The organism is bacterium (assembly GCA_035559435.1).
Lineage (GTDB): Bacteria > Zixibacteria > MSB-5A5 > WJJR01 > WJJR01 > JACQFV01.
The window spans coordinates 16,958-42,453 of the sequence record DATMBC010000055.1 but is presented as its reverse complement, the minus strand read 5'-3'; the positions used below and the strand labels follow the sequence as shown (position 1 = coordinate 42,453).

The following is a 25,496-nucleotide window of genomic DNA, read 5'->3' as shown; positions in this document are numbered from 1 at the left end:
TGATTGGACACTGAATTGCTCTGGTGAGCCCACATCGACATTGAAGTTCACATTCAATCCGACTCGATCCAATGGCGTATATCCCAGTACTTTTAAGTACCTCGCGCCCACTTCGAGGAATGGTGGAGGTTGGAGGTCCCTTGGGCGATCCAAACGAATTTGAAATTTAGTCAGATCGACATAGAACTGTAACTCTCCGAAACTTATCTGAGACGCTACTGGTGCGGTTTGTCCCTCTGGTTCGAATGGAGTTTGAAGTCCGCAGACGTCCTTTAGGAAGTGCGGCGTAAGAATTGCGGGATTGAATCGCCCCACACAGACCACTGATGCGAAGTTGAGTTCTATGGTTTTCCTCCTTGCCGCACGTCTACAGTAAAATATACCGTTCACAGCAATAGGTTCCAACCCCGCAGGTTCCAAATCCACAGAAGCAATACACCCGGCAATGGCCGTACCCCCATGGGCACCAAGACCTTACGGCGACTCAGAACGACATCAACAGCGAGCCCGTGCTTCCAAGTATTCCACCAGCCTCGCCATGCTGATGCGCTCCTGCTCCATCGAGTCACGATCCCGGATCGTCACGGTCTGGTCTTCGAGGGTCTGGGAGTCGACGGTGACGCAGAACGGGGTGCCGACCTCGTCCATGCGGCGGTAGCGGCGGCCGACCGCGCCCTTGTCGTCGTAGAAGACCTTGAATTTCGTGCGCAGGTCCTCGGTGATCCTCATGGCGATTTCGGGCATGCCGTCGCGGTTGACCAACGGGAAGATCGCCGCCTTGATCGGCGCGATGCGAGGGTCTAAAGAAATCACCACCCGCTTCTCCCCTTTCACCTCTTCCTCCTTGTAGCCGTCCACGAGGCAGACCAACGTGGTGCGGTCGGCGCCGGCCGAGGTCTCGATGATGTAGGGGATATAGCGCTCGCGGGTTTCCTCGTCGAAGTAGGACAGATCAACGCCCGAGGCCTCCTTGTGACGGCCGAGGTCGAAGTCGGTGCGGTTGTGGATGCCCTCGAATTCCTTCCAGCCGAAGGGGAACTCGTATTCGATGTCGTAGGCGTCCTTGGCATAGTGCGCCAGTTCACCGGGGCCATGCTGGTGGAAGCGCAGTTTCTCGCGGCGGATGCCGAGATCGAGGTAGAATTTCAGCCGTTCTTCCTTCCAATACTCAAACCACTTCTGGTCGTCCCTGGGGTCGATGAAGTACTGCATTTCCATCTGCTCGAACTCGCGCGAGCGGAAAATGAAGTTTCCGGGCGAAATCTCATTCCGGAAGGCCTTGCCGATCTGCGCGATGCCGAACGGCGGTTTGCGGCGCATCGGGCCCATGACGTTGAGAAAGTTGACGTAGATGCCCTGCGCGGTCTCGGGACGCAGATACACGACCGCGGCCTCCTCCTCGACCGGCCCCATGAAGGTCTTGAACATCAGATTGAAGTTGCGCGGCTCGGTGAACTTGCCCTCGGCGTGGCACTTGGCGGCCTTGCGCCCCTTGTAGGCCGGGCTGCCGCACTCGGCCTCGTCGATCTGGTCGAGCCGGAAGCGCGCCTTGCACTCTTTGCAATCGACCAGCGGATCGGTGAAGCCGGCGACATGGCCGGAGGTGACCCAGACCTGCGGATGCATGAGGATGGCGGCATCGATCCCCTCGATGTCATCGCGGCGATGGGTCATCGTCTTCCACCAGTGGTCCTTGATGTTGCGTTTGAGTTCGACCCCCAGCGGGCCGAAATCCCAGCAGGAGTTGAGGCCTCCGTAGATTTCGGAGGACTGGAAGACAAAGCCCCTGCGCTTGCAGAGGGAGACGATCTTTTCCATCAAGGGGTCGGCTTTCGGTGATGCCACAGGTCCTCCGGGGTGTCGGTAGAATACCAGAAAATTATTGCCTCAATCCCGAGCAATGCATGCAGGTACAAGCCTGCTCAACCAGGTCACTTCGTTGTGCGTGCCATCAATTGGAGTGTGCGCATCGTGTCATCAGCAAAGTACGCGCTGACCGCCCGGCTCTGCTTCGCGATCTCTCTCAAGATGTCTCGAAAATCCCAGAGCAGGATCCCACTTCTTGCTGCGGATTGATCCACCCCATCCGTCCAACCCCAGGTCACGATTACCCTCTGGTACTGTCCCGGCTGAAAACCGTACTCGGCGAGCGCTGCAACCACGTTTCTATCCTCAAACTTATACTCAATGAAGTAACCGAGCGTGCGTCGTTGCCCGGCCTTTTGGACCCTCTGCTTTAACAACTCCACCGAGAATGGTTTATCGGTTAGTCCTGAGTAGGACTTCGAAATCGATACTCCGCTTTCGATGTGGTACCGCGACATCCTGCCATTGGCTCTCGGATCAATTGCCAATAAGTCGATTTCCTTCTGTCCCTTGCATTTGATGTTCGGAATTGTAAACCACCCCTTTACGTATCGAACGTATGCCTCTACGATCTTCTCAGTCGTTTCCATCGTTCTTTCGCGAGCCCTGACCAAGGTCAGGGCCACCCATCGCTCAGGATGACAATTAGTGGAAAGTCGTCTATACCGCGCCCATGCGTCGGGCAAAATCGAGCGACTTGATTCGGGTGCCGCCCAGATGGTACCGGGCGAAATCCTCGACCGCCGCGGCGATGTCGTTCAGCGCGCCATTCTCCAATGCGGGCTCGCTTTGTTCTAATATCGGCTTATTCTGGCGGCGGCGCAACTCGGCCAGCGCGGCCGGGCCGAGGCGATGGGGACGGGCCTCTTCGGCGCGGCCTTCACGGCAATCGCGGCAGATGACCCGCCCGGCGGCCGCATCGAAGACCACCGTCTGGTCCGGCGCGGGCTCGCGGCCGCAGGTGGTGCAGCGGTCGAGTTCGGGACGGAACCCCAGGCAATCCAGGGCCCCGAGCAGATAGCCCCAATACTGCCGCGCCAGAGCGTCATCGGGCAGACGGGCCAATGAGATCAACGCGGCGCGCGAGAGGTCATACAATGCGGGGTCGCGTTCCTCGTAGCTGTGACGGTAGAGAAACTCGACCACGCCGAAGGCGTATCCCGCCTGCGCCAGCGAGGCGGTCAATGGCACCCAGGGCACAATCGCCCGGCAGGAGGACAGAAGGTAGATCTGCTCCTTGGGCTTCTTGTAGACCACGCACTCGGAGATGGCCAATGGCTCCAGGTGCCCCCAGAACTGCGACTTGGGCCGGAACGCTCCCTTGGCGATGACCGAAATCCGTCCCCAGGCGCGGGTGTAAAGCACCGCGATCTTGGAGGTCTCGGAGAATTTCTGAACGGTCAGGCAGATCGCTTCGGTGACTTCGGGGGCGGGCATTGCGCGCGGGCTCGCGGTGAGGACATCGCCGGCTACTTCTTTGTGTGCGCCGGACGCGGGACCAGTTCATAGACGGTCTCGCCGGGGCGCGAGAGTTTGAATTCGCTGCGGGCCACCTGCTCGATGAACAATGTGTCGGTCTCCAGCAGGCGTTTGCGGGTGTCGAGATCGACGACTTCGGCGGCCAGCGCCAGTTCCTCGGCCCGCAGTTGGTCGTGCAATTGGTGCAGCGACCGTAGACGGAGCAACCCAAGGTCGCCCGAGATCAGAAAATACAGGAACGCCGCCATCGCCGTGGCGGCAAAAGCGACCTTCGCCTTGGCCGACCACTTGTTTTCCGCCGGGCGCGGCAGACTGGAATAGGTGTACTCGCGGATCGTGACATAGCTGGCGCGACGGGCGTGCTTTTTGCGGTTAAACAGCCAAGCCATCCCTGCCCCCTGAAGGTGCGTTGTGACGGGTTGCGCCGCGGCCGCCGGTTCCCTGTTCCGGCGGCCGCGGCCCCGAATTCCTACATCTGACGAAACGCGGCGCGTCCGAGATAGACCGCGCGGCTGCCCAGTTGCTCCTCGATGCGGAGCAATTGATTGTACTTGGCGATCCGGTCGGTGCGGCAGGCCGAGCCGGTCTTGATCTGTCCGCATCCGGTGGCGACCACCAGATCGGCGATCGTCGTATCTTCGGTCTCCCCCGAGCGGTGCGAGACGACCGACGCATACCCGGCGCGTGTGGCCAATGCGATGGTATCGAGTGTTTCGGTCAGCGTGCCAATCTGATTCAACTTGATCAGAATGGCATTGGCGCAGCCGGTCTCGATGCCGCGGCGCAGCCGTTTCGGGTTGGTCACGAACAGGTCGTCGCCAACCAGTTGCAGTTCGCCGCCGAGCCGCTCGGTGACCAGTTGCCAGCCCTCCCAGTCATCCTCAGCGAAGCCGTCCTCGAGGGAGATGATCGGGTAGCGCGAGACCCAGTCGGCCCAGAAGTCGGCCAGTTCAGCCGGCGACAGCGAGCGTCCCTCGCCTTTCAGCTCGTAGCGACTGCTCTTCTTGTCGAAGATCTCGGACGCGGCGGGATCGAGCGCGAAGACGATGTCCTCGCCGGCGGTGTAGCCGGCGCGGTCGACCGCTTCCATCAGCACCGCGAGCGCCTCCTCGTTCGACTTCAGATCGGGGGCGAAACCGCCCTCATCGCCGACAGCGGTCGACAGTTTTTTTTGGCTGAGCACGCGCTTGAGGGCATGGAAGACTTCGACCCCGGCGCGGAGTCCCTCGCTGAACCGTTCGAAGCCGACCGGAACGACCATGAACTCCTGAAAATCGACGTTGTTGTCGGCGTGTTTGCCGCCGTTGAGAACGTTCATCATCGGCACCGGCAGGATCTTCGCGTTGGGCCCGCCGAGGTAGGCGTAGAGGGGCAGTCCGGCGGAGTCCGCCGCTGCCTTGGCCACCGCCAGCGACACGCCAAGCAGGGCATTGGCGCCCAGTTTGGACTTGTCGGGGGTGCCATCGAGTTCGATCAGAAACGCGTCGATGTCCGCCTGATTGAGGGCATCGAGACCCGACTCGGTCAGTTCGGGGCCGATGGTCTCATTGACCGCCTCGACCGCGCGCAATACGCCCTTGCCGTTGTAGCGGTCCTCGTCGCCGTCGCGCAGTTCCAATGCCTCGTGCGCGCCGGTCGACGCGCCCGACGGCACGGCGGCGCGTCCGATGGAGCCATCTTCCAGTCCGATGTCCACCTCAACGGTCGGGTTGCCGCGACTGTCGAGGATTTCGCGTGCGATGCAAAGATCGATAGCCGGCATGTCCCACCTGTGCGGAAGGTTTCCCTGCCCCCGCTCCCGGGTAGGACGGCAAGATTGGGGAGGACCGGCAAAGCGTCAATGATTTTCGCGGGAATGTGACACCCCGGGCGGGAATCGGCTTCGCGGCGCGTGGCGGATAAAGCAGACTCCTCGCTGCGCTCGGAGTGACAGACTGGTGTGGGATGGGTCCTGGGTGCCCTGCAGCGGCGACTACAGGAGTTGTTTGCGGCGGCGGACAAACCACTCGATCGAGAGCGCGGCGATGAAGATGGTGAGGATCAGCCAGTGATTGCCCAGCGCCAGCTCGAGTTTGCGTTCCCGTTCGACCGGCGTCAGATCGAGCGAGTCGAGCACGGCAGGGCGCTCATCCTCGGAATAGTACCGCCCGCCCGATTCACGGGCAATGGCGCGCAGAGTTCCCTCATCCAGCGACGCGAACCGTTGCTCCAGACCATAGGGTTCGATACGGAACATCCCGCCCGACAGCGGCAGGGTCTGGTCTTCGACCTTGGCGACGCCGTCGTAGCGATAGGTCCCCGGCGGCAGGGCGCTCACCTGGCCCTGAAATCGGTCACCGGCGCCGGGATTGAGAACCAAACGGACGGTGTCGCGTCCTTCTTCCGACCAGATACGGGCCGAGACTTCGGCGCGGTCGATGAAACGGTAGGCCTCGTCGTAGACCAGTCCATCGAGATTGATCGGCTCGCCGGCGTGATAGACATCCAAGTCGGTGCGCACCGCCAGTCGGTCGGCATCATCGGTGAGGGTCAGCCAGCGCAGGGCATTGCCCCAGAAATGCTCGTACTCTTCGGGCGCCAATCCGGAGGCGGCATTCTCCATCGCCCAGCGCCAGAGCGGCGCGCCGGCCACGATCAGCGCGCGGCCGCGCTTGAGCGGGCGGGTGAAGACGACCGGGGCGTCGCGTCCGGGAGACACGGCGGCGCGGACAAGGACATCGGCATCAGCGGGCAGGGTGTCAAAGAGGACAAGACTCGACCAAGGCGGACGCGTGGTCCACTGCCGGCGCGTGTCCTCCCAGGTGTTGGCGGGATCGAGACGAACCAGCGGGTGATTCTGGCGTGTGGCCATCGGATCCGATGAAAACTCGCCCATCGGGAACGCCAGCCCGCCCTGAACGAATTCGAGGGGCGGTGGCAACGCATAGGTGCCACGCGAGAACTGGTCGTTGAGCAGGATAATCGTGCCCTTGGTCGACTGCGACATGGCCTCGACATGCGGCGCCCAGTCGCGCGCCAGTTGGTCGCGCGTGGGATGCAGCAGGATGGCGATATCGATTGACTGCCACTCCGAGCCGGTGGGGATCGAGCCCTTGCCCGAGGGGCCGGCGATGTACTCGATCAGTTCGACCCGCTCCTGACGCGACAGCCAGCGGCGCAGCGCGCCATACTCCCAATCGAGCCGGAATCCGACGAGGAAAACTCGCAACTTCCCCTTCATCGCATTGATGAAGGCAGTCTTGCCGGCGGCGGGGATCACCTGGCCATCGGGGCCCAGCAGTTCGACGCGCAGATCGTGCATGCCGGGTGTGTCGTATTGACCGGTCAAGGTCAGTGGCAGACGCTGCCCCGGCCCGGCGAGGGTCGCCTGCTTCTGCTCGAGGGTCCGTCCCCGTGACGACATCCGCACGGTTACGTTTCCGGGGACGCTTCCGCCCTGCAGATCGACGGCGACTTCGAAGGCTTTGCCGGTGAAAACGACCTCCGGCGCGGTCAGCGCAGCCACCTGCGCCTGCGCCGCGCCCGGCGCGCCGAAGCCGACGCTGACGATCGGATATCCCAGACGGGCGGCGACGCTGGCCGGATCGATACCGCGATTGGAGGCGCCATCGCTGAGCAACACGGCGGCGCGGGGCGCTGTTTCGCCGGCCGGACGGCGTCGCAGTTGCTCGAGCGCGTCGCCGATCGCGGTGGCTGTCCCCAGCGAATCGGGCAGCGGGTCGGCGGGATCGCGCAACTGGTCGTCAAAGTAAAGCGACACGATTTCGGCGCGGTCCGCCAACGGGCCGGTGAGGTGTTCCTTTAAGTACCTGGCAGCGCGGGACAACCGATCGGCATCGGCGTCATCGCGCTGCGCCATGCTGGCGGAACGGTCGAAGAGGACGACGATCTCCTGTCGGTCCTGTTCGACGCGGATGGCCGACCAGAGCGCCTCGGCCAGCGCCAGAAAGAGCGCCAGCGCGGCGATGATTCGCAACGCCAGAAGCGGCGACTTCACCGGCCAGCGCAGCGGCGGCATCGTGCGCCGATAATAGAGCCACGCCGCGGCCATCGCCAACAACAGCACGAAGAGCCCCCACACCCAGTACGAGGCGGTGAAGCTGAGCATGGCGAGGAGTGGGTTCATGGAGGCGGTCGGCGGTCTGGACAGCGGGATTCTACACACCAGCGGCGGTTGCGACGACGCAATTTCCCGGGCCGGGGTGATGCGATCTACGATTGGCGGCTGACGGAATGGTTCACGACCTCGATCAGGGCGCGTTTGTAGGCCGAATCGGCCAGGTCGGCGATCTGCTCCAGCGCCAGATTGCGGAAGTTCTCGGCCTTGGCCTGGGCGTAGGCGAAGCCACCGCGCGCGCGGACAAAGTCAACCACTTCGCCGATGCCGTTGTCGGATCCTCCGGTGAGGACCCGGGCGATGTCGCGGCGCTCGGAGTCCTGCGCGTCGCGCAGGGCATAGATGAGCGGCAAGGTGACCTTGCCCGCCTTCAAGTCGTTGCCGGTGGGTTTGCCGGTCCGGGCGGTGTCGCCCCAGTAATCCAACAGGTCATCGGCGATCTGGAATCCCAGCCCGACGTACTCGCCGAACGAGCGAAAGCGCTCGCCCCACTGCTCGTTGCCGTGTGTCAGGGCGCCGGCCTCGCAGGCGGCGGAAAACAGCGAGGCGGTCTTGTCGCCGATAATGCGCAGATAGATCGCCTCGGTGGCGGCGATGTTGCCGGTTTCCTGCAACTGCAGCAGTTCGCCGACCGCGACGCGTTCGGTCGCCAGCGAAATGGTGCGCAGGATGCGGGGGTTGCCGGTGTCGACCATGACGCGGAAGGCCTTGGCGAAAAGGTGATCGCCCATCAGCACCGCGGCCAGATTGCCCCAAATGCGGTTGGCCGAGGGGCGTCCCCGCCGCTGGTCGGCGTTGTCGTTGACATCGTCGTGGAGGAGCGTGGCGGTATGGATCAGTTCGATTGCCACCGCCCCTTCGATGGTCACCTGGCGATCGGGAGTGTGGACATAGGAAGAGAGCAGATACATGGCCGGACGGATTCGCTTGCCCGGCGAGGCGAGCACATGGGCCGCCATCGCGCCGATCAGGCCGGCATGTCCCCCCAATTCCTCGGCGAACCGCTTTTCGAACTCCTCGAGTCCGCCCGAGATCAGAGTCAGCGTGTCAGCAAGCCCCTTATCCATGATTCCGCCAGACTTGCATTTAATCCACTGGCGCGATGCCAGTCAACGGAAAAGGCCCTTCGCGCCGAGAGGACGAGCGCGCACTCCATCCGATGGCGGATGAGCATCCGAACGCGCGTCAAAGGACACTCACACGGCGATTTTGACAGCGAACAATCGGCGGCGGCGCCCCCTTCGATCACATGTGAACTATTTCACCAGCAACTCCCGCGCCGGGAAGAGATGCGAACTCCTCCGACAGCGCGGTCCGGGGCATCAATCTGTCGCCAAGCGCCTGCGGCGTTCAGCTAACACCGGCCAAGTCGGCTGTTCGCTGCGGACCAACATCCGACTGACACTGGAGAAGACCTACGACATCGAGGATGAAGAAAACCGTCTGGTCATGGGCGTGGTTACCGCGTTTTAGAGGCCTGCCCGTTTACGCACGATGCGCGTCGGGGTCTCCCCTGACGCGCATCCGCGTTCTCAATGCATCCTGGCCGATCTCAATCGCAGGGATTGCAGAAATGCGTCTCCGGCGGGAAGGCGCGGAAGACGACATCAATCATGCGGACGGCGTCGATTGCGTTGGTGGCGCCGGAGCAGTCGACATCGGTGTTTGCCAACGGACAGCCGTTTGTCAATGTAACCGGGCGTCCGCGGTAAGCGACATCGATCAACATCACCACGTCAGCGGCATCGAGCACGCCATCGCAACGAGGATCACCGGCGCAGGCGCAGGCACAACGCTCGGGGTAGGAAGTGTGTCGGACATTGTATTCGTAGCCGATGCCCAACTTAAAGACGACGCCGTTGGAGGTTTCCGGGGTCATCGTGCCGACGCCCATAAGCGGCTGGCTGAATGTCGCGACGATTCGCGCCGGGATCACGGCGTACCGCTGGGCGCCCGAAAGGGCCTTGGTCTTGGTCGTCGTCGTGCCCACAAGACTGGCGCCCTGGAATTCGGAGCCGTCCATGCGGATTGAGGCGACGGCGCTGACGGCCACAGCGGCTACCAACAGGGCCGCGCCGACCGCGCCCAGCGAGCGTCGGGCCACCGTCCGCGGAGAGAACTTCGTGTCGATTGTGTTCATCACAAGGACTCCGGGGTGGCCTACTTGGGTTCGCTCATATCGTATTCGAGAACCTGCCGTGACGGTCCGGGATTGGCGACATTGTCGCCCTGCACATCCAACAGGCGCGCGGAGGCGGGAATGGTGGGATCGCCGACGGCGGCCGCGTTGATGATCGGGCCATAGGCGCGCGGGAGATAGGTCGCGGTGATCACCGGATTCCAAATCGACTTCGTGCCCTGGTTGCTGCCGTTGACGGCCTCGAGACGGAACAGGTAAGTGCCCGCCGTGGCCTTGTAGTAAGTGCGGCGTATCGAGATCGGCCACCAGGTGTTGGCCACGGCCGCCGAGGCGCCGAATCCGACGCGCTGGTAGTGGTTGATGTCGATTGATCCGCCGGCGGTCTCATCGATCTGGAAATCGAAGTAGTTCGGGTCGTTGACGTTGGTTCCGGCGAAGCGCGACTGGCCGTTGGCTTCAACAACGATATATCCCGGCGCGGGAATGCTCAGGGTGCAGACGACGACATCGCTGACGGAGAACATCGGCGTGACGTCGACATCCCCGGCGCGCAAGCCCTGCGCCAGACCGGGTTCATCGAGAATCTCGTCGTTGGAGATGGCATCATCGGGCACTTGCACTGAGGCATCACCAGCCGCGTCGGGCGCCAAGGTGATCGCATTGGCGTCGCCCTCAATGACCACCGTGCCAAGGATCGCGCCGCCGGAGGCCTGATCGACTGTCCCGACGCGGTAGGCGTAGGCGACGCTGCCGATCTTGCCGCGCGGCACATACGGGTCGGCGTTTTCGACCAATTGGATTTCCAACCAGCGATCGGGGCCGGAGAAGACCGATTCCGGCACCGGGGCGCTCAAGCCGAGGAAGGTGTTGAAGAGACCGTTCTCGGTCGGCAACGTCTGCGTTTCCTCCCACAGCGCGGTGCCGCCGGTGGCGGCATCAAAGATGCGGAATGTCAGATTGTAGACACCGTCGGGCACGACTCCTTCAACCGAATCCAGCAGGATGCCCTGGAAGTTGAGGCGCTTGGGAACCTCGGCGCGGGCCGTCGAACCGGCGGCCACGACGACCAGCACCACGGCCAGTAGCAACTTGCGCATACACATGGGGCACACTCCTCGCAGAGTCCGGACTGGCTCTGTTGGGTTGACAACGGCGAAGTACACAGAACGCTTGAGCAAGCGTGGTACGGGACAACGGATAAAAGTAATCGACTATCCAAGGCCGGCACAAGGGCTATCTGGAACAAAAATCGCGCCCCCGTGGCGTTTTGGGGATTGGGACCGGATTTGGGACAGCGGCCGGGTTTGGAAGTGAGAGGGAAAGCCATTAGATTGACCTCCATGGCCGAGCCGACACATATCGGGCGATTCGAGATCCAGAGCGAATTGGGACGGGGAGCCATGGGAGTGGTTTACCGGGCGGTGGACCCGCACCTGGGACGTCCTGTGGCGCTCAAGGTCCTCTCCCCCGGCCTGGCCGCGGATGCCGACATGGTGGCCCGGTTCAACTCCGAGGCGCGCAACGCTTCCCACCTGCTGCACCAGAACATCGCGACGGTCTTCGAGGCCGGTCCTTCGGATGTCGGCTGGTACGTGGCCTTCGAGTTGGTTCAGGGGCAGACACTGCGCGGAATCCTCGCCGGCGGTCAATTGCCGTTGCCGCGGGCCACGAATTTCCTCCTCCAGATCGCCGATGGACTGGCGGCCGCCGGGAAGGCCGGGATCGTCCACCGCGACCTCAAGCCGGAAAACATCATGGTGACCCATGATGACGTCGTGAAAATCACCGACTTCGGGCTGGCGAAGAAGATGGGCGATCCGGGGCGAACCCGGGCGGGGACCATCCTCGGCACCGCCTACTACATGGCCCCGGAGCAGGCGCGCGGCGGCGATGTCGATGGACGCGCCGACTGGTTCTCGCTGGGCGTGATTGCCTATGAGATGCTGACCGGGCAGCGTCCCTTTGACGGCTTTCACGAAATGGCGGTGCTCTATGCCATCGTGAACGATGACCCGGCGCCGGTGACATCGTTGCGCGCCGACCTGCCGGAGGGGTTGGTCGAGGCGGTCGGGCGGATGATGCAGAAAGACCCGGCCTCCCGGCTGACCGATCTGCCCACGCTGCGGACGTTGATCGCCACACCGGCGGGCACCTCCAACGCCGCGGGCATCTCCGCGGTGCGCTCAGCGCCGGCGGCGCCCGAGCTGTCGGTGCTCGTGGTCCTCCCCCTCGAAAACAAGTCTCCCGATCCGGAATTCGCGTTCTATGCCGAAGGCTTCGCCGAAGACATCGGCGCGACGTTGAGCCGCTCGCAACGCTTCAAGGTCCTGCCGCACGACCGCGTGTTGGCGGGCAGGCCATCGAGCGGATCCTCCGATGATTGGGGACGGGCGCTGGGGGCGAATTACGTGGTCTCCGGCAGTCTCTTCCGCGCCGGCGATCAATTGAAAATCCGCCTCTATCTGCGCGATCTGCGTTCCGACCATCAGGAGTGGTCGGAATCATTCTCCGGGCGCACCGACGACATCTTCAAGTTTCAAGAGGAAGTCGCGCAGAAGGTTGCCTCGGCGCTGACCGGAGGCGCGGCGGTGGCATCGGTGGCCATGGTCGGCGGCACGCGCAACGCCGAGGCCTACGACTACTACCTGAAAGGCCGCGACTATCATCGCCGCGGCGGCCAGGAGAACATCACTTTCGCCATCGACATGTTCAATCGGGCGCTGGAAATCGATCCGAAATACGCGCAAGCGAATGCGGCGCTGGCGGAATCATACACGCAGATGTACGTCATGTACTACGATCGCGACCAGCGCTGGCTGAAGAAGGCCGAAACGGTCGCCAAGACGGCGCTGATGATTGACCCCAACCTGCCGGAGGCCCATCGCGCGCTGGGGCGGATCATGATGGAGTACGGCCGCAACGAGGAGGCCATCGAGGCCTTCCAGACCGCCATCCGGCAGAAGCCGGATTTTCATGATGCCTACCGCACTCTCGCGTGGATCTACCAGGGCATGCACCGCTACGAAGACTCGATTGACTGGGGCATGAAATCGCTGCGCATGAAGCCGATGGACCGCGAGACGTACCTGCTTTTGGGGCTGAACTACCTCGATTTGCGCGACTGGGACAAGGCGCGCCATCATTTCGAGCGCGCAATCGAGCTGTCGCCCGACTACGGCCGCGCCTACCTGCATCTGGGCAATGTGCACCAGAAACTGGGCTTCCTCGAGGAGGCGGTCCGCCAGTACCGCACGGCGATGAAGTACCTGACGGATGTCAACATCTACCTCGATCTGGGCTGGGCGCTGCTGTTGCGGGGCGACCACGCCGGCGCGCGGGAGTCGTACAATACCCTGATCACGCTGGGCAAAGTCGAGTTCCTCGCTTTCTATTATCTGGGCCTCCTCGACGCGCTCGACGGCGCGACCGAGCGGGCGATGGCGCGTTTCGAGTCGACCGTGTCAATGTGCCGCAAGCAACTGTCGGGCGATCCTGACAATCCCTACTGCGTGGTGACGCTGGCGCAGGCGCTGGCCCGGCTGGGCACGCGCGACGAGGCAGTGGCCCAGGAGTCGCGCGTGGGCCAGCTGGAGGGCGGCAATGGCGCCATCACGCTGGAGCGCGCCCGGGTGTACGCCATCCTCGGCGAAGCGGTTCGTGCGCGCGAGCTGCTGACACTGGCCCTCTCGCAGCCGATGGGGCCATCCGACTTTGAAGTTTCGGTGGATCCCCACTTTGCCGGCATGCAATCGCCCGCGCCATCATCGTCGATGACCCAACAATAGCGAACGCCGACGGCCCCGATGGCACGGGGCCGTCCGGCGGGTGGACCGTCGCGGCGGTCCGCAATCAGTTCGGCTTGGAGGCCGTGGTGGCGGTGGCGGTCGACGACTTGGTCAACTGCGCCAGCGTCTTCGAAGTGTTCTCGTCGGCCTTTTTGGCGGTTCCAGCCAGATCGGCGCTGGCCAGCTTTTCGCAGGCCTCCGAGCAGCACGCATACTTCTTTCCGCCCTGGGTGACATAGGGCGTGCTGGCGGTCGGCATAAATGCCTTGCCGCATCCGCAGACGGCGATGAAATTGGCGGCCAACGCCATCTTCTGGGACTCATCCGCCTTGGCCGCGGTCGTGGTGGCGGCGGTCTTGGCGGCCTGATCTGCCGGCTTGGTGTCGCCGGCAATCACGCCCAGCGTCCCGAACGAGAGAAGTACGGCGGCGATGGTCGCGAATGTGATGAGACGACGTGCCATCGAGCTCCTCCTTCGTGCGAATGGTTGAACTCTCCGACCCCCGCGCGGGGGCCGCTTCCGATTCAGGGCATTGCACACTTCCGCGCGCAGAGAGTTCCGTAGAATTTTGACCAACGGTGGCGAGAGTGCGGCCTCCGGGCAGTGGGAGCCGGAATAGACGGCTACGCGCGGGCAGGGACCGGCGCCGATGCCGTTGTCGGACAACGCTTGAGGAAGACGGTAAACGTCGTGCCCTCGCCTTTGCGGGTCTCAACCAGAATCCGCCCGCCGCAATTGTCGACCAGGCGCTTGACCACGGCCAACCCCAGGCCGGTGCCGTTGGTCTTGGTCGACACGAAGGGTTCATAGAGCCGGGCGAGAACCTGATCGGGGATACCGGCGCCTTCATCGCAGACGGCGATGGCGGTCCAATCGCCCTCGGGCAGGATGCCGTCGGGACGATCACGGCGGGTGACGGTGTGATTGCGGATCCGGACCACAACGCGGCGGAGACCGCGCGACGATTCAAGGCCATTGAAGACCAAGTTGAGGAGAATCTGCTTGAGATGGTCGGGATCGGCTTCGACCATCACCGTGCGGTCGGCGATCTCCGCGTCCAATTCGATCGGGCCGATGCCCATCTGCTGAAAGCGGCGCCGGGTGATCTCGAACACTTCATCGAGCGCGGTGGCGACGCACACGCGACCGGTGACGACCGGCGAGATGCGCGCATACAGCAGAAAGTCGCTGAGGATCTTGTTGAGACGCGCCGATTCCTTCACGATCAGGTCCAGCAGTTGCGCATTCTCCCCGGAGACATCGAGGTCATTGCGCAACACTTCGACCGAGCCGGAGATTGCCGCCAACGGATTGCGGATCTCATGCGCGATGCCGGCGGAGAGTTCGCCGATGGCCGCCAGACGGTCCTGCCGGCGCATCTTCGCCTCGATCTCCTTCACCTCGGTCAAGTCGGCGAAGACCGCGATGACGCCGCGCGAACGGCCGTTGGCGCCGGAAAGCAGCGAGGTCGAGATGCCCACCGGCAGGGTCTTCCCGTCCGGACGATGGATCGTCAGCTCGGAGCGGCAGTCCATCTGTTGCGTGGCCAGCACCCAGTCCAAGCGCTCGGCCAGTTCCGGGTGGGCGACACCCAACACTTCACGCAGGTGGCGTCCGCGGATTTTCTTTTCGGGGATGCCGAGGATCTCTTCGGCGGCGCGATTGAAGTAGACGATGTGCCCGCCCAGATCGAGCGTGAGCACACCGGAGCGCAGGTGCTTGAGAATGTCTCCGGTTTCCAACTTGGCGATCTTGAGCGCTTCGGACGTGTGCGCCAACGCCTCGTCTTTGGAGTAGAGTCGCTCGGCGAGGTACCCGCCGGCGAAGGCGCAAAGGAAAAAGACGCAGAGGCGCAGGAAGATGGTGTAGAAGTCCTCATCCGACAATTGCCCCAGCGCGCCCCAGAACTCCGGCGACCACAGTTGGCGGGCGTGACGCCCGGCTTCAATCCAGACCGCGGTGAAGAATGCCCCTGAGGCGATGCTCGCCACCAGCAGCGTGCCGACCAGACGGTACGACAACGCCGCCGAGATGATTGTCATCAGGTACAGCGAGTTGTACGGCGAACGCATGCCGCCGGTGAAGTATACGATCATGGAGATGACCACCAGTTCCGCGGCCACCTGCAATCCCAAAATGTTCGAGGAAAGAAACGGCACGCGGAACCGGCGGCCCAACAGCACCAGGGCGACCGCGGCGGCGGTAAGCGCCGCGTAAACCCAGAGCGCGGTCTGCAGCGAAGGGGACACCGACAGGTGAGGCCAGGCGAGCGCGGCGGTGACCGCGCAGGTCACGACGCGGGTGGCCAGAATCCAGGCCGGACGTGCGCCCTGATGTTGGCGGCGGGAGTAAATCAGCATGCGCGTAATGCCCCGGCAGACCAACGGCGGCGCTCGCCGCAAAGGCGCGCGCCGCCGTCGGTTCGGATGGTCGCCACCTACTTGATCTTGCCGATGATGTCGAACATCGGCAGGTACATGGCGATCAGGATGCCGCCAATCACCACGCCCATGAAGACGATGATGACCGGCTCGATAATCGATGTCAGCGCGCTGACCGCGGCATCGACTTCCTCATCATAGAAGTCCGCAATCTTTGAGAGCATTTCGTCGAGACCGCCGGTCTTCTCACCGACCGAGATCATCTGGGTCACCATTGGCGGGAATACGCCGGTGTCGCGCAGCGGCCCGGTGATCGTGTCGCCTTCGGCGATCGACACCACCGACTTGCGGATCGCATCCGAGATGACCCGGTTGCCCGCGGTCTTGGCCGTGATCTCGAGCGCGTCGAGAATCGAGACACCCGAGGAGAGCAGCGTGCCGAGCGTGCGGGTGAAACGCGAGATGGCGCTCTTGCGGATGAGCGTCCCGATCAGCGGCGCGCGCAGCATCATCTTGTCGAAGCGCAAACGTCCCTTGTCGGTCTTGACCCAGTAGCGGAAGGCGACGGCGCCGGCAATCAGGCCGCCGAAGATGAACAGGATGTTGCTGCGGAGAAACTCGGAAATACCGAGCACCACCTGGGTGGGCTTCGGCAGTTCGGCGCCGAGTCCGGAGAACATCTTGGCGAACACCGGCACGATGTAGGTCAGCATGGCGAAGGTGACGCCGACCGCGACGATGACGATGACGGTCGGGTAGACCATCGCGCCGCGCACCTTGCGGATCAGGGCGTCGGCCTTTTCGCGGTAGTTGGCCAGACGAACCAGGATGGTGTCCAGCGCGCCGCCGATTTCGCCCGCCTCGACCATGTTCACATAGAGGTCGTCGAAGACCTTCTTGTGCTTGCCGAGCGCCTCGGCCAGCGTCGAGCCGGACGAGACCGAATCCTTCACCTGGGCGATGATCTTGCGCAGCTCGGCCGACTCCATCTGCTTGGACAGAATGTCGAGGCACTGGACCATCGGCAGACCGGCGCCGATCATGGTGGCGAATTGCCGGGTAAAGCGGGAGATGTGAATTTTCTTGATCCCCGTGCCGAGCTTGATGTGGATCTCGGAGGATTTGCGGTTGACGGTATCGACCGCAATCTTCTTCTGCCGCAACAGGCGGTCGAGTTCCGCCTTGTTGCGGGCCTTCAGTTGCCCCGCCACGGCGGTTCCGGCGGCCGTCTTTCCTTTGTACTCAAACAGAGGCACGTTCCCCTCCTAACCCGGCGCGCGCGCGGACCGAACCGGATTCCTTGGCGCGCGCGATGATGTCGTCGAGCTCCTGCGGATTCGACGACCGCGCGACCGCGTCACCGTAGGTGATCTTCCGCTGGAGGTACGCCTCCGCCAGCGACTGGTTCATGGTCCGCATGCCGTACTTCTGACCGGCCTGAATCAAACTGTAGATCTGGTGAATCTTGTCGTCGCGAATGGTGGCGCGGATGGCCGGCGTGCAGATCAGGATCTCCATCGCCAGGACGCGCCCGCCGCCGATCTTCGGGATCAGCTGCTGGGAGACGATCGCCTGCAGCACGAACGAAAGCGCCACGCGCACCTGCTCCTGCTGGTTGACCGGGAAGACGTCGATGATGCGGTTGATCGACTCGGCCGCCGAGTTGGTATGCAGGGTCGCGAACGCGAGGTGACCGGTCTCCGAAATGCTGAGCGCCGCCTCGACGGTTTCGAGGTCGCGCATCTCGCCGACGAGCACGACGTCGGGGTCCTCGCGCAGAGCGTATTTGAGCGCCGAGGCGAAGGACATCGTGTCGGTGTTGACTTCGCGCTGATTGACGATCGACGACTGATGCCGATGGAGGTACTCGATCGGGTCCTCCACGGTGATGATGTGCGAGAAGTGTTCACGGTTGATCTTGTCGATCAACGCGGCCAGTGTGGTCGATTTGCCCGATCCGGTCGGTCCGGTGATCAGCACCAATCCGCGCGGCAGATCGGCCAGTTCGGCCACGACTTTCGGGATCCCCAGGTCGTCGAAGGTGGGGATGCTGAAGGGGATCTGGCGGATGGCGATGGCCACGTTGCCGCGCTGGACAAACACGTTGCAGCGGAATCGGCTGAGATTCTCGATCCCGAACGACAGGTCGAGTTCCCAGGTTTCCTCGAAGCGCTTGCGCTGCTTCTCGTTCATGATGCTGTACGCCAGTTTCTTGGTCTGCTCGGGCGTCAGGACGTCGGCGTCCAAGCTCTGCAGACGACCATCGATGCGCAAACGCGGCGGCGAGCCGACCGTCAGGTGCAGGTCGGAGGCGCGGCGTTCGGCCATGAGCTCCAGCAATTCCCGCAGGGTCATCATAGTCAGTATTCTCTCTGTCTCCGGCGGCGCCGACCGCCCATCGGCACCTCTTTACGAGTATCGGCCGGGCCCGGGGTCTTCTTGACGGCGATTACGCCGACTCGGCCAGAACCTGCTCGAGCGGGATTTCGCCCTTTTTCATCTTTTCAATGGCCGCCATGCGCAGGGTCTGCATCCCTTCGGCGATGGCCTGCTGGCGGATTTCTTCCGAGCTGGCGCCGTCGAGGATCATGCGCTCGATCTTGCCGGAAATGGGCATGACCTCGAAAATACCGGTGCGTCCGGCCAGGCCGGTGTTGCCGCACTCGCCGCAGCCGCGCCCGACGAAGATCCGCAGCCCCTTGGCTTCCTCTTCGGTCATGTTGAGCGCCGCCAGGTGCTCGGGCTCGACCGGGATCTCCTCGCGGCAGGCGCTGCAGATCTTGCGCGTCATGCGTTGTGCCATGATCAACTTGGTGGCGGAGGCCACCAGGTAGGCCGGCACACCCATATCGACGAGACGATGGATGGTGGAGGCCGAGTCGTTGGTGTGCAGGGTTGAGAACACCAGATGTCCGGTGAGGGCCGCGCGGATGGCGATTTCCGCCGTTTCGCCGTCGCGAATTTCACCGACCATCACGATGTCCGGATCCTGACGCAGGAACGAACGCAGGGCCGCGGCGAAGGTCAGCCCGATGTCGGAGCGGACGAGCACCTGATTGATCCCCTCGAAGTTGAACTCGACCGGGTCCTCGGCGGTCATGATGTTGACATCGGGGCTGTTCAGAGTCTTCAGCGCCGAGTACAAGGTCGTCGTTTTTCCCGACCCGGTCGGGCCGGTGACGAGGATCATGCCGTACGGCAACTCGATCGCCCGCCGGAAGTTGTTCAGGGCGACCTCGGGGAATCCCAGCTTGGTCAGGTCGGTGCGCAGCGCCTCGGGGTCGAGGATACGCATCACGACTTTTTCGCCAAAGATGGTGGGCAGGACCGAGACGCGCAGGTCGATGGCGCGGTTGCGCATCTTAACTTTGATGCGGCCGTCCTGCGGCAGCCGGCGCTCGGAGATGTCCAGATCGGCCATGATCTTGATGCGCGAAACGATGGCGGCCCGGTACTTGAACGGCAGCGGCGGCGTCTCGCGCAACTGGCCATCGACGCGGTAACGCACTCGCAGCATCTTTTCGTAGGTCTCGATGTGAATATCCGACGCGCCGCGGGTGATGGCGTCCATGATGATCTTGTCGACCAGGCGGACCAGCGGTTTGTCCTGCACCTGGGACTGCAGGTCCAGATCGTTGACCTGATCCTCGGTGTCGATGACTTCGAGTTCGCTGCCCTCCTCGAGCCCCTTGATCAGGTCGTTGATGCCGGCGGCATCGGCGTAGTACTGCTCGATGGCGCGGGCGATGGCGCGCTCGGGCGAGATGACCGGCTGGATCGAGCAGCCGGTGATGAACTTGATGGCGTCGAGAACGTAGATGTTGTGCGGATCGGAAATGGCCACGACGAGCGTCTTGTTGACGCGTGAGACCGCGATGACGTTGAAGCGCCGGGCGATGTCCAACGGGATGAGGTTGACCACTTCGGGATCCAGCTCAACATCGGACAGACGCAGCGCGCCGATGTTGAGCTGACGACCGATAAAGTGGGTCAGCTCATCCTCGTCGGCGATGGCGCCGATACGGACGAGAATGTCGGAAAACTTCTCGTTGGTCTCGCGCTGCTGCTTGACGGCGGCCTCGAGTTGCTCGGGGGTGATCCGCCCCGCCTGCACCAGCATGTGTCCCAGTTCCTGCGACACGTCAGTCACCGTCCGTGGTCGTTGGAGTCATCGTGGTGGGCCGGCGGTCGGCCGGCCAAGCTCTCAATCTGTGCGTTCCCCGTCCCTGCGGGATCTCGCGCTCCTACTCCGTGAACATGCTGTCAATGCGCTCGTCGGCACTGGCGGTGAAATCCGCCGACAGGTCCGCCTGCGCATTGGCGGCCATCGTGGTCAGTTCCTTGAGCCGGTCGGCCGTCTCCTTCGCGTACAAACGCACCATGCCGATCGTTGTGCGGTCATCGAAGACGATCGCCAGGATGCAGCGGTCGCCGACCAGGCAGATGTGAATGTGGTCGCGCACACCCTGGTGGAAGAGCACGGAGAACTCCGGTTCGCCCACCAGCCGGGCGATTTCGCGGGTCGAGGCGAAACTGCCCGCCATCAGGGCCGCCAGCGCGGTGGTGTCCAGCGACTGGGTGAATCCCTGGCGCGTGATGAGATGGCCGTCCTTGTCCGCCAGGATGGCGCACTTGGCCTCGGCCTTTTTCAGCAGGCGCAACATGGCCGCGTTGATGCGGTCGATCTGCTCTTCATATAGGACAAAGGTTCCCGACGACATCCAAGACCTCCTCTAACGTCCAAACAGCCAGCCAAACAGACGATCGAACAGTGAACGATGACGGTGGCGAATACGCATGCTCTTCTGGGCCGTGATAATCGGAGGGACCGTGCGCGGTACAGGCGCCGGCGCAACGTCCGTGCCCACCCGAATTGGGCCGGACACGCTGGCCGCGACCGCGGGCGTCGCGGGTTCCGGTTGCACGGCGACGGTTGGCTCTTGCACTGCCACCGTCGGCAGCTCCACGCGGCCGGTCTTCCAGGCGTCCGCGGGCGCCGATTTCCGCAGCCGCGACACCGGGCCGGAGGACGCCAGCACATCGATGGACGGCTCCGGCGGCGTCACCAGCCCTTCGGAACGGGGCGCCGGGGCCGACTGGCCCGAGGTGCGACGCTTGGTATCTTCCAGCACGAGCTTCGTGATGCGCTTCATCGTGTCGAAGACACCCAGACCCTTGACCGCGCTGGCCTCCGTGTAGGGACGACCGTCGGGGTTAAGGGTCTTTTCCAATTCCTCGATGGTGGCGATGTCCGGCAGGTCGCGCTTGTTGTATTGGAAGACGACCGGGATCGTCGCCGGGTCGATATCGTTTTCGCGCAGGTTCTCAAACATGTTGGCCAGGGATTCGATATTCTCGTCCATCTTGGCCTTCTGCGAATCGGCGACGAAGACGATGCCGTCGACGCCGCGCAGCACCAGTTTGCGGGTGGCATTGTAGAACACCTGCCCGGGGACGGTGTACAGCTGGAACTTGGTCGAGAACCCTCCGATGTCGCCCACATGAATGGGCAGGAAGTCGAAGTAGAGGGTCCGGTCGGCCTCGGTGGCCAGACTGATCAGGTCGCCGCGGGACTTGGCCGGGACGCGGTCGTGCACGTACTGCAGATTGGTCGTCTTGCCCGACAGGCCGGGGCCATAATAGACAATCTTGCAACTGATCTCGCGGAACGCGTAGTTGATGGAAACCATAACTCCTTCGTCTCTCCGCCCCCCGTGGGTGGGTGGCCGGCTCCAGTTAGAGGCGCGACAGGGCGCCGATCGTGTTCCGGATCTCCAGGCGCACCAAACCGATATTGACACGCGGTTCGGTGGTGACCACCAGCGTGCCGATGCCGGCATCGGTCAGGAAGATCTTCTGATTGTCGGCTTCGACGGTGATCTGGGCGAAGTCGTGTCCGCCGAGTTCGGACATCGAGCGGCGCACGGTGGCCGCGATCGAGGAGGCCAGTGCGCCGAGGGTGTCGTCGTCGGTCTTTTCGTCGAGATCGGCGGCGATGACGATCCCGTCATGGCCGACCAGCATGCTGCCGGTCACGCCCATGGTCTTGTTGAGTTCCGCCAACTGTTCATGCATATTCGGCCTCCCCGGCAGCGACCAATCGGCCGCGTTCCGCCTGCAAGTGTCGGTCAATCATCTCCCGCGCACGGGTAATGCGCACATTGATCAATTCATCGGTGTCAGGCTCGGTGAGGACACCCAGCCAGAGATCACGGACCGCCTCCACGACCAGGCGTCCGCGGTCGGTGCAGATTTCCACGCGATCCGGATGACAGGAATCGCCGCCGGCCGACAGCCGACGCTGGTGGAACTCCATCATCTCCACGCTGACCGGCGCCCAGAAATCGGCGTCGCCGGTGTATTGCTGCCGCTGCCAGACGGCCAGCGGCAGACCTTCGTTGTCAACGATCCAGCAGAGGCGCACGCCGGAATACTCGCCGACGTAAGAGACCGCATCGTCGAAACTGGGCTCGTGCGTCAATCCGGCGCCCGCCATTGCCACCCGCGACGCCGAGGCGCGGGCCGGCGACGCGGTGACGGCCGCGGGTGCCGTGAACGTCGAGTGGACCGTAGCGGGCCGCGCGACGCGTGGCGCCGGGCGCACCGACATCAACTGTTCCCAGAGCGGGCTGGTCACAATCGGCGCGATCAACACCTGCGGAATTAGCGCCAGCGGATACGACCACATCAGTTCCGGCACCGTCTGACCCAAGGGCAGGCCATGCGTCCCGCCGACCGCGCATCCGGAAGCCGCGCCTACAAGCAGGCGCGTCACCACGGTGAATCCGGCGGCGACGACTCGGGTGGAAACGCCCATCCGATCCGTGGCGATGCTGAAGACGGCGATGTAGAAGGCCCACTCGAGCAATCCCACGGCCGGATTGAGATCCAGCGCGGGAAACCCGAACCGCCGCGGGTAGACCAGGACGGGGAGCAGGATCAGTCCCACAACGTATAAGCCCGTCCGCCGCAACACCGGCGTGATTGAACGATCGCGTGCATGCATTCGTGTCATGGTCGTCCTCACTGGATCGTCTCCGTGGGATGAAGGCGTTCGGCGCCGTCCAGCGCCTGTTGCCGCATGGCGCCAAAGGCGAATCCGCGCTCACCCGCCAGTCCGATGACGCAGCCGGCCATCCGGCGGCACCACCATTCGCGTTCGGCCTGTTCCACCCGCAGTTCGCAGAGGGGACCGCGGCCCTGCGCGCGGCATTCGGCGTCCACCGTCGCGAAGAGGGTTGCGCATACGCCCACCACATCCACGCCGTCGAGTCCCCTTCCGTGCTCGGCGATGACGGAGAAGGGCATCGTCTCGCCCTCCGACAGCGCGATGGCAAAGGCCTTGAGCACATGCGGACGGGCCGCCAGTTGCGCCGCCCACGTCGACCAATCGAACGATTCGGGCGTCGCCGTATTGGCGAGCGTGGCTGCGACGGTCTGGTCCCCGCGCACGTGTTGATCCGGCTCGGCCGCGCGCACGGGCGCGGCGGTGACGTCGCGCAATTGCAGGAACAGTTCGCGGAGTGCCGGATTGCCGCGATCGGTGGAGCGCAGGCGCTCCAGAATGGCGCTGGCCCCGGGAACATCGCGCATGCCGATGCGGATTTCGGCTTCGAGGTACTCCGAGGCGCGGGTGACTCCCTCGGCCGCCTCACATCGTTTCAACGATTGCAGAGCGGCGGCATGCATGCCCTGGTGGAGGAATAGCTTGGCCATCACCAGGTGCGCGGGGCCATAGTCGGGGTGGTGCTTCAGGCCGCCCTTGCAGACCGCGAAGGCCCGTCCGAACTCACCGCGTTTGCGGTACGCTTCGGCCAGTGCGGCAAACACCTGTGAATGCGGATTATCCGCCAGGATGGCCAGGCACTTCTCGATGCGTTCGTCCAATTGCGCCACGCTGAGCATGCTTGCCCTCATCTGATATAGCCCGTCACAGCTCCGCCCCGATGCCCTGGCGGGGATGTCGGCCATAGGACACTAATTGATATCGACTTGGACGGCGATGGACTTAACCCTGGCGGCAGCGGCAAAAGCGGTGAATTCCCGTGCGCCGGCCCCGGGAGGTTGAAAACCCATGTTCGCGGTGTGGGAAGAATCCCACAGCCGGAGAAATCGCGTCCCTCCGGCTGCGGGGCATCGTGGATTACGCCATGATCTTGCGCAGTTGATTGATGCCGACGAAGAGCAACAGCAACGACACCACACGCAGGGCATCGACCCAGATCGTCGTCAACGGCACGAATCCCATTTGCCCGGCGAAGAGCATCGCCTGACCGGCGGCAAAGACCAACAGTCCGACAAAGATCCAGATCCAGCCCTGAGCGACACGTCCGCCGCGAATCGCCGTATGCAACTTCAACGCCGCCAGCACACAGCCCAACGCCACCAGCAAGGCGACCGCCTGCAGGACCATCGACCCCTGCGAGACGCCGGCCGCCGTGGTTTCACCGGCCGTGTCGGCCAGCGCAGACGCGCAGGCGGTCAGCAGGCCGGAGATTGTCAACAACATGAGGCGCAACTGCTTCATGGCATCATCTCCCCTTCAGAACTGCGAAGAATTCATTGTGGAGGTCATACTTATCGCCCAGCGCGCGTTTCTGCGCCAGCAGGACCGCTAAGTCCTTCTTAATGGTTTCCGCCACGCGCCCACGGACCGGGTCGCCAAGTGTGTCGCGCACGACCCCCATCCCCTCGCGCACCAGCGCCTGCGCGGTGGAGACGGCGCGGTGGAGACGAATCGGGGCGGGAATTCGGGCCACGCACTCGCGGAAGGTCTCGGCGGCGTTGTTGCCCTCGGAATCAAGCAGCGGCGCAGCCAGTTCCCAGGGATCGTCATAGCAGGCGGCGGGCAATCGGAAGTACAGACGGTCGCCGGCGGCGCCGAGGAATTCACGCAGCGTCGCATGCACCGTCGCCAGCGCGTGCGCGTACAACTTGAAGACAAACGCGGTCAGTTCCTGTTCGTCGGCTTTCTGCTTGGCCGCTCCGGCGACCTCGGGACAGGGCTCGACCAGATGCGACGTCAGCAGCTTGTGCAACGACTTGGAGGCGGCGTATTCGCCGTAGGATGAGGTCGCCACGATCTCCGCCACCGAGCGATGGCCGTTGACCGCCGAGAGCACATCGACATCTTCCGCCGACAGGACGATCTCAGGATCCTTCAGCAGCGGCGAGGGAACCAGCCGCAGCACGGTCTCTTCGGCCGGCAGGGTGTTGGCGATGCCGGAGTACTCATCGAAGCGCCGGGCGCCTTCCATCATCACCGACAGCGTGTTCAGCTCGACGAGAATCTGCGTGCCTTCGGGCTTCTCCCCTTCGTTGAAGTGGAAGTCGCCATCCGTCCACCCAAAGACACCGTAGACAACCTCCTCGACCTGCATGCGCAGAGCGTTGGTGACTTCGTCGCGCTTGAGCAGATTGAGTTCGACCAGGATCTGCCCGAGGCGGCGTCCGGTCGATCGCTGACGCTTGAGCGCCTTGTCCAGATCTTCGACGCTGATCAGCCCCTTGCGGAGCAGCACCTGGCCGAGACGGTCTTCGTCGGTGGGCGGGTCGGAAGCGGCGGCGATGATGTCACCGGAGCGGAAGAAGATCTTCTTGCCGCGGTGCGGGCGCTGGAGGACCAACGCGCCCGTGCGGCGCCCGGTGGAGATCAACTGCAGCACGTCGCCGAAACTGACCGTCTTGAGATTGCCTGCGAAGCTCATCTGGCGCTCCTGCCCAAAGG

At 63.4% G+C, this 25,496-nt stretch carries 22 protein-coding genes and 1 pseudogene; 2 read left to right on the top strand and 21 right to left on the bottom strand.

From position 1 onward, the window contains the following. Window positions 1-495 precede the first annotated feature (495 nt). From VNN55_06480 to VNN55_06450, 7 genes are all read right to left on the bottom strand, one after another. Window positions 496-1,818 (bottom strand): glycine--tRNA ligase, encoded by a 1,323-nt coding sequence (locus tag VNN55_06480; protein HWO57195.1) that lies wholly within the window; start codon window positions 1,816-1,818, stop codon window positions 496-498. A gap of 113 nt (window positions 1,819-1,931) precedes the next feature. Further along, window positions 1,932-2,492: a hypothetical protein gene (locus tag VNN55_06475; protein HWO57194.1), complete on the bottom strand. Its 561-nt coding sequence runs from the start codon at window positions 2,490-2,492 to the stop codon at window positions 1,932-1,934. A gap of 34 nt (window positions 2,493-2,526) precedes the next feature. Then, window positions 2,527-3,303, bottom strand: a complete 777-nt coding sequence (recO, locus tag VNN55_06470; protein HWO57193.1) for a DNA repair protein RecO — start codon at window positions 3,301-3,303, stop codon at window positions 2,527-2,529. Window positions 3,304-3,335: 32 nt separating this feature from the next. Then, window positions 3,336-3,734, bottom strand: a complete 399-nt coding sequence (locus VNN55_06465) for a septum formation initiator family protein (GenBank protein HWO57192.1) — start codon at window positions 3,732-3,734, stop codon at window positions 3,336-3,338. Between the two features lie 80 nt (window positions 3,735-3,814). Next, the gene (gene eno / locus VNN55_06460) at window positions 3,815-5,107 is read right to left on the bottom strand and encodes a phosphopyruvate hydratase (protein HWO57191.1); all 1,293 of its coding nucleotides are present in this window, start codon (window positions 5,105-5,107) and stop codon (window positions 3,815-3,817) included. Window positions 5,108-5,317: 210 nt separating this feature from the next. Further along, the gene (locus VNN55_06455; protein ID HWO57190.1) at window positions 5,318-7,471 is read right to left on the bottom strand and encodes a hypothetical protein; all 2,154 of its coding nucleotides are present in this window, start codon (window positions 7,469-7,471) and stop codon (window positions 5,318-5,320) included. A gap of 86 nt (window positions 7,472-7,557) precedes the next feature. Beyond that, window positions 7,558-8,529 (bottom strand): polyprenyl synthetase family protein, encoded by a 972-nt coding sequence (locus tag VNN55_06450; GenBank protein ID HWO57189.1) that lies wholly within the window; start codon window positions 8,527-8,529, stop codon window positions 7,558-7,560. A 184-nt stretch (window positions 8,530-8,713) separates the two neighbouring features. Here VNN55_06450 and VNN55_06445 point away from each other — a divergent pair, with 184 nt between their 5' ends. Continuing rightward, window positions 8,714-8,935 (top strand): hypothetical protein, encoded by a 222-nt coding sequence (locus tag VNN55_06445; GenBank protein HWO57188.1) that lies wholly within the window; start codon window positions 8,714-8,716, stop codon window positions 8,933-8,935. Window positions 8,936-9,014: 79 nt separating this feature from the next. On the opposite strand, the gene VNN55_06440 is transcribed toward VNN55_06445, so the two are convergent. Then, window positions 9,015-9,602, bottom strand: a complete 588-nt coding sequence (locus VNN55_06440) for a hypothetical protein (GenBank protein HWO57187.1) — start codon at window positions 9,600-9,602, stop codon at window positions 9,015-9,017. Window positions 9,603-9,622: 20 nt separating this feature from the next. Next, window positions 9,623-10,705: a hypothetical protein gene (locus tag VNN55_06435; protein ID HWO57186.1), complete on the bottom strand. Its 1,083-nt coding sequence runs from the start codon at window positions 10,703-10,705 to the stop codon at window positions 9,623-9,625. A 237-nt stretch (window positions 10,706-10,942) separates the two neighbouring features. Between VNN55_06435 and VNN55_06430 the strand changes: the two genes are divergently transcribed. Further along, entirely contained in the window at window positions 10,943-13,387 is a 2,445-nt protein-coding gene (locus VNN55_06430; protein HWO57185.1) for a protein kinase, read from the top strand. A gap of 64 nt (window positions 13,388-13,451) precedes the next feature. Here VNN55_06430 and VNN55_06425 read toward each other — a convergent pair whose 3' ends face one another. From VNN55_06425 to VNN55_06370, 12 genes and pseudogenes are all read right to left on the bottom strand, one after another. After that, complete coding sequence (locus VNN55_06425) at window positions 13,452-13,850, bottom strand: hypothetical protein (GenBank protein ID HWO57184.1); 399 nt, start codon at window positions 13,848-13,850, stop codon at window positions 13,452-13,454. 161 nt (window positions 13,851-14,011) lie between these two features. Continuing rightward, on the bottom strand, window positions 14,012-15,748 hold the full coding sequence (locus VNN55_06420; protein HWO57183.1) for an ATP-binding protein: 1,737 nt from the start codon (window positions 15,746-15,748) through the stop codon (window positions 14,012-14,014). A 77-nt stretch (window positions 15,749-15,825) separates the two neighbouring features. Further along, window positions 15,826-17,025, bottom strand: a complete 1,200-nt coding sequence (locus VNN55_06415; protein ID HWO57182.1) for a type II secretion system F family protein — start codon at window positions 17,023-17,025, stop codon at window positions 15,826-15,828. Further along, window positions 17,012-18,127 (bottom strand): type IV pilus twitching motility protein PilT, encoded by a 1,116-nt coding sequence (locus VNN55_06410; protein HWO57181.1) that lies wholly within the window; start codon window positions 18,125-18,127, stop codon window positions 17,012-17,014. The genes VNN55_06415 and VNN55_06410 overlap by 14 nt, the downstream gene beginning before the upstream one ends. 91 nt (window positions 18,128-18,218) lie before the next feature. After that, window positions 18,219-19,910, bottom strand: a complete 1,692-nt coding sequence (pilB, locus tag VNN55_06405) for a type IV-A pilus assembly ATPase PilB (GenBank protein ID HWO57180.1) — start codon at window positions 19,908-19,910, stop codon at window positions 18,219-18,221. A gap of 103 nt (window positions 19,911-20,013) precedes the next feature. Beyond that, a complete protein-coding gene (locus VNN55_06400; protein ID HWO57179.1) occupies window positions 20,014-20,490 on the bottom strand; it encodes a roadblock/LC7 domain-containing protein in 477 nt (158 codons plus the stop codon). Window positions 20,491-20,880: 390 nt separating this feature from the next. After that, window positions 20,881-21,459 (bottom strand): annotated as a pseudogene (locus VNN55_06395) (GTPase domain-containing protein). A gap of 46 nt (window positions 21,460-21,505) precedes the next feature. Beyond that, on the bottom strand, window positions 21,506-21,844 hold the full coding sequence (locus VNN55_06390; GenBank protein ID HWO57178.1) for a roadblock/LC7 domain-containing protein: 339 nt from the start codon (window positions 21,842-21,844) through the stop codon (window positions 21,506-21,508). Next, a complete protein-coding gene (locus VNN55_06385) occupies window positions 21,837-22,718 on the bottom strand; it encodes a hypothetical protein (GenBank protein HWO57177.1) in 882 nt (293 codons plus the stop codon). Before VNN55_06385 ends, VNN55_06390 begins: the two co-directional genes overlap by 8 nt. 74 nt (window positions 22,719-22,792) lie before the next feature. Continuing rightward, entirely contained in the window at window positions 22,793-23,674 is an 882-nt protein-coding gene (locus VNN55_06380) for a hypothetical protein (protein HWO57176.1), read from the bottom strand. A gap of 238 nt (window positions 23,675-23,912) precedes the next feature. Next, complete coding sequence (locus tag VNN55_06375) at window positions 23,913-24,296, bottom strand: hypothetical protein (GenBank protein HWO57175.1); 384 nt, start codon at window positions 24,294-24,296, stop codon at window positions 23,913-23,915. A gap of 4 nt (window positions 24,297-24,300) precedes the next feature. Next, the gene (locus VNN55_06370; protein ID HWO57174.1) at window positions 24,301-25,476 is read right to left on the bottom strand and encodes a DUF4388 domain-containing protein; all 1,176 of its coding nucleotides are present in this window, start codon (window positions 25,474-25,476) and stop codon (window positions 24,301-24,303) included. Between the last annotated feature and the right edge of the window lie 20 nt (window positions 25,477-25,496).

Bases quoted from the DNA above. Each gene is read 5' to 3' on its own strand.
- VNN55_06480 (HWO57195.1), bottom strand. From the start codon at position 1,818: ATGGAAAAGATCGTCTCCCTCTGCAAGCGCAGGGGCTTTGTCTTCCAG.
- recO (HWO57193.1), bottom strand. From the start codon at position 3,303: ATGCCCGCCCCCGAAGTCACCGAAGCGATCTGCCTGACCGTTCAGAAA.
- VNN55_06465 (HWO57192.1), bottom strand. From the start codon at position 3,734: ATGGCTTGGCTGTTTAACCGCAAAAAGCACGCCCGTCGCGCCAGCTAT.
- eno (HWO57191.1), bottom strand. From the start codon at position 5,107: ATGCCGGCTATCGATCTTTGCATCGCACGCGAAATCCTCGACAGTCGC.
- VNN55_06455 (HWO57190.1), bottom strand. From the start codon at position 7,471: ATGAACCCACTCCTCGCCATGCTCAGCTTCACCGCCTCGTACTGGGTG.
- VNN55_06450 (HWO57189.1), bottom strand. From the start codon at position 8,529: ATGGATAAGGGGCTTGCTGACACGCTGACTCTGATCTCGGGCGGACTC.
- VNN55_06440 (HWO57187.1), bottom strand. From the start codon at position 9,602: ATGAACACAATCGACACGAAGTTCTCTCCGCGGACGGTGGCCCGACGC.
- VNN55_06435 (HWO57186.1), bottom strand. From the start codon at position 10,705: ATGTGTATGCGCAAGTTGCTACTGGCCGTGGTGCTGGTCGTCGTGGCC.
- VNN55_06430 (HWO57185.1), top strand. From the start codon at position 10,943: ATGGCCGAGCCGACACATATCGGGCGATTCGAGATCCAGAGCGAATTG.
- VNN55_06425 (HWO57184.1), bottom strand. From the start codon at position 13,850: ATGGCACGTCGTCTCATCACATTCGCGACCATCGCCGCCGTACTTCTC.
- VNN55_06420 (HWO57183.1), bottom strand. From the start codon at position 15,748: ATGCTGATTTACTCCCGCCGCCAACATCAGGGCGCACGTCCGGCCTGG.
- VNN55_06410 (HWO57181.1), bottom strand. From the start codon at position 18,127: ATGATGACCCTGCGGGAATTGCTGGAGCTCATGGCCGAACGCCGCGCC.
- VNN55_06400 (HWO57179.1), bottom strand. From the start codon at position 20,490: ATGTCGTCGGGAACCTTTGTCCTATATGAAGAGCAGATCGACCGCATC.
- VNN55_06390 (HWO57178.1), bottom strand. From the start codon at position 21,844: ATGCATGAACAGTTGGCGGAACTCAACAAGACCATGGGCGTGACCGGC.
- VNN55_06380 (HWO57176.1), bottom strand. From the start codon at position 23,674: ATGCTCAGCGTGGCGCAATTGGACGAACGCATCGAGAAGTGCCTGGCC.
- VNN55_06375 (HWO57175.1), bottom strand. From the start codon at position 24,296: ATGAAGCAGTTGCGCCTCATGTTGTTGACAATCTCCGGCCTGCTGACC.
- VNN55_06370 (HWO57174.1), bottom strand. From the start codon at position 25,476: ATGAGCTTCGCAGGCAATCTCAAGACGGTCAGTTTCGGCGACGTGCTG.